Origin of the sequence: Pseudomonas sp. NPDC089996 (genome assembly GCF_044748405.1) — a bacterium.
In the GTDB taxonomy this organism is placed as follows: Bacteria; Pseudomonadota; Gammaproteobacteria; order Pseudomonadales; family Pseudomonadaceae; genus Aquipseudomonas.
This window is the reverse complement of the sequence record NZ_JBIVGA010000031.1, coordinates 1-3556: the sequence shown is the minus strand read 5'-3', so window position 1 is coordinate 3556 and position 3556 is coordinate 1. Positions and strand designations below refer to the sequence as shown.

The window sequence follows — 3556 nt, the reverse complement described above, 5'->3', positions numbered from 1 at the left end:
GAGCGTTATCAGGACTGCTCGGGCAAGAGCACCTACTACCGCTACGACGAGCGTCAGCACCTGGTGGCGGTGACCGATGCGCTGAACCAGACCACCTCGCTGGAGCGCAAGCCGGACGGCGAAGTGCTGCGCATCAGCCATCCGGACGGCACAAAGGAAACCTTCACCTACAACGTCTACGGCCAGGTGCTCAGCCACACCGATGGCAAAGGCCAGACCATCCGCCTGATGCGCACCGCCCGCGGCTTGCCCAGCAGCCGCGAGGATGCCAAGGGCCAGCGGGTGCGTTACGAGTACGACAAGGCCGTGCGCCTGACAGCGCTGGTCAACGAGAACAATGCGACGTACAGCTTTGCCTACGACGCCTCGGACCGGCTGAGTGAAGAGGTGCGGCTGGACAACCTGACCCGGCGCTTCAGCTACAACGTCGGCGGGCATCTGACCCGGCTGGATGAGATTGGCTATGGCGAAAATGCCGAGCGACCGGAACGCCATACCCTGTTTGAGCGAGACAGCATTGGCCGCTTGATCGCCAAGCTCAACCGCGATGCACAGCAGAGCTTCACCTACGACGAGGCCGACCGGTTGCTCAGTATCGAGCGGCAACCGACCGGAACCGGCAAGCGGCTCGGGGTGACCGAGGAAAAGCTCGAATACACCTACGATGTGTTAGGCCGACTGACCCAGGAAATCACGCCCGACGGAACGCTGGGCTACGAATACGACCCGCTCAGCAACCTGACCACGCTGACCCTGCCGGATGGCCGCAAGCTCAACCACCTGTACTACGGCAGCGGGCATCTGCACCAGCTGAATCTCGACGGCCAGGTGATCAGCGACATGGAGCGCGATGACCTGCACCGCGAGGTCTACAGGACCCAGGGCAAGCTCACCAGTTGCTTTGGCTATGACGCCATGGGGCGCAGGGCCTGGCAGTTCGCCTCGACCCTGCCAGCGGACAAACTTTCGCAAGTTCACAACACCGGCATCAATACCTCGCTGCTGGTGGAGCATGCCTACAACCCGATTCACCGCCGCTACCAGTACGACCCGGCGGGTGAACTGGTGCGCACGCTCGACAAGCTGCGCGGCGAGATCAAGTACGAGTACGAAGCCAACGGCCAGTTGCGCAGCCGTGATACTGGCTCGCTGGTGGGCAGTGAGGAGTTCCGCTACGACGCGGCGGCCAACCGGCTGGATTTCAATGCGCGGCAGTTCGCCAAGTTCAAGGATAACCGGATCACCCATTGGCGCGATCAGGAGTACCGCTACGACCCGTGGGGCAACCTGATCGAGAAGCACTCGGGGCATAGCAAGCTGCAGCACTTTGCCTATGACTGTGAGAACCGGTTGGTTCGGGCGGAAACGTATGTCGATGGCAGGCTGGAAAGCACCGGGCATTACCGCTACGACAGCCTCGGGCGGCGGGTGGCCAAGCAGGCGGAGATCAACGGCGAAGTCGAACATAAGCGCTTTCTTTGGCAAGGGCTGAGGATGCTGCGGGAGGAAACGCCGGGGCAAAGCATCCTGTATCTGTATGAGCCGGGTAGCTACGCACCGTTGGCGCGCGTCGATCAGGCTGAAGGGCAAGAGCACAAGTTTTATTACTTCCATACGGATCAGATTGGTACGCCGTTGGAGCTGACGGATAGCGATGGCAAGATCGTTTGGCAAGTCACGTATCGCTCGTGGGGCTCGGTAGAGCAGCTATCCGTTAGTGAGGTCGAGCAGAACCTACGCTTCCAAGGTCAGTATTTTGATACTGAAACGGAACTGCACTACAATACTTTCCGTTATTATAATCCGGAAGTAGGGCGATTTAGCACTCAAGATCCTATCGGCTTAACTGGTGGTTTGAATCTTTATCACTACGTCCCCAACCCCATGTCATGGGTTGATCCTTGGGGCTGGATGCCATTCTGGAAGCCTTTGAAACCTGATGGTATGGGGCATCATCCGTTTCCTCGCGCTCATGCAAATACACATGGATTCCCAGAGCTAGGAACCAAACTCGATTCACCTTCATGGTTCCCCAATGAGATTGATGGATCTGATAAGCTACATCAACAATTCCATGATGCGATAAAAAAAGAAGGCGTGCCATTTAACAAAAAATTTGACGGAACATCTGATGATTTGGTCAAGAAGCTGAATAAAGCATACGAAGGTTTTCCTCAGAAAGGCACTCTGAAGATCCCACGTACTGGCCAGGTTCTTGCGAAAAATGTGACTATTGGGGAAGCCTTAACCAAATCGCTTGGGAAAGGTGGTAGTAGCAACTCAGCGGGAGGATGTGGTTAATGAAAAAAAAAGCATTGGTGGAACTATATTCCCCAGGGATTGTGCTGTTTGATCCGTTAGAGCTTATGAGGTTTTTAAAAAAAAGAAATGTAACAGATGCCAATATATTCAATGCTTTTTTGGAAGATGAAGCTTTGGGCCGCGAGGCGATTGAGCAAGGGGTGGTTTGCCCCATATATCAGATTTCTGAGGCTGAGTATGCAGTATTTGCAGAAGGTGGTAATGACTTGCCGGACACTCTACCAGAGCCGGTATTTGTACATTCAGGCCTACCTTTGAAAATAGTCTCTGGTATTATGATTATTTCTGATCTCAATGCTTTATTTGATTGGGATGAAAGATTTTTCCTGAATTATAAGGCTGAGTATAACTCGCGCCTCCCCAGTAATGACTATATTGATGTTGAGTCTGGATTTTACAGTTTGTCTATCAAGGGCTACTCAAATCTTCGGGGGGTTGGTTCAGAATTCGGGTATGGGTTGGTGTTTACTCAAGTTCAAGCCTTACCGGAAATTAATGGTGATTCCTCTATAAGCGATTTTGATTTCGAATTGGTTGCTCGATGACACATGTCGTCATGTCTGTAGATTAGTAAAGCTCGGGTGATATCTATACTTTGGTTTTTTGTTAGGCTCGTGAGTGTATTGATCTTTAAACAATGTTGAGGCTAGCGGTAAATTAGGTGCGGCCTGGAAGGGTGATCCGAGAACTATAGTATTTTTACAAAATGCAAATCACCCAAGGGGTACCGATGAGCACCTAAATGCAGATCAAGGGCAAAGAGGAAATTCCAAAAATGCTGGTAAGGGGCGTCTTATGTACCGAGTTAGAAGCTAAGAAGGAAGTTCTTGCGGTTAAATGCTGGATGATGGCATGAGTGATATTGAAGAAGCGATGAAGGCATTGCGCTTGGCGCATGATAAATATCAGGTCGCTGGCCGTTTTGTGGCGTCAAAAGATGCAGCGGCCCGCTGGCCTACAGAGCTGCCTAAGTCTGCCGAAATTGATTTTCTCTTCAGTGAGTATGAACCTATTTGGGTGAGAATTGAAACAGGGCTTACACCTATGAAGTTGTTTGATGTTGCGTCGTTGAACACGGCCAGCTCAGTGCGGTGATCAACCGCAACGGCGACACCGTGCGCAGCTTCAGCTACGCCGAAGGCCTGATGGTGACCCACAGCAACGCCCTGGGCCTGGGCTGCCACTACCGCTGGGAAACCCTTGGCGGCCAGCCGCGCGTAGTCGAGCACTGGAC

At 53.0% G+C, this 3556-nt stretch carries 3 protein-coding genes; all 3 read left to right on the top strand.

The genetic code is table 11. From position 1 onward, the window contains the following. Positions 1–2301, top strand: a 2301-nt coding sequence (locus ACIPW4_RS27090; RefSeq protein ID WP_400663701.1) for an RHS repeat-associated core domain-containing protein, incomplete at its 5' end; no start/stop codon positions are given. After that, positions 2301–2867 (top strand): hypothetical protein, encoded by a 567-nt coding sequence (locus ACIPW4_RS27085; RefSeq protein ID WP_400663699.1) that lies wholly within the window; start codon positions 2301–2303, stop codon positions 2865–2867. The genes ACIPW4_RS27090 and ACIPW4_RS27085, both read left to right, overlap by 1 nt. Before the next feature lie 307 nt (positions 2868–3174). Next, a complete protein-coding gene (locus tag ACIPW4_RS27080) occupies positions 3175–3417 on the top strand; it encodes a hypothetical protein (protein WP_400663696.1) in 243 nt (80 codons plus the stop codon). Positions 3418–3556 lie beyond the last annotated feature (139 nt).

Excerpts from the sequence above, each read along its gene's own strand:
- ACIPW4_RS27085 (WP_400663699.1), top strand. The coding sequence starts at position 2,301 with ATGAAAAAAAAAGCATTGGTGGAACTATATTCCCCAGGGATTGTGCTG.
- ACIPW4_RS27080 (WP_400663696.1), top strand. The coding sequence starts at position 3,175 with ATGAGTGATATTGAAGAAGCGATGAAGGCATTGCGCTTGGCGCATGAT.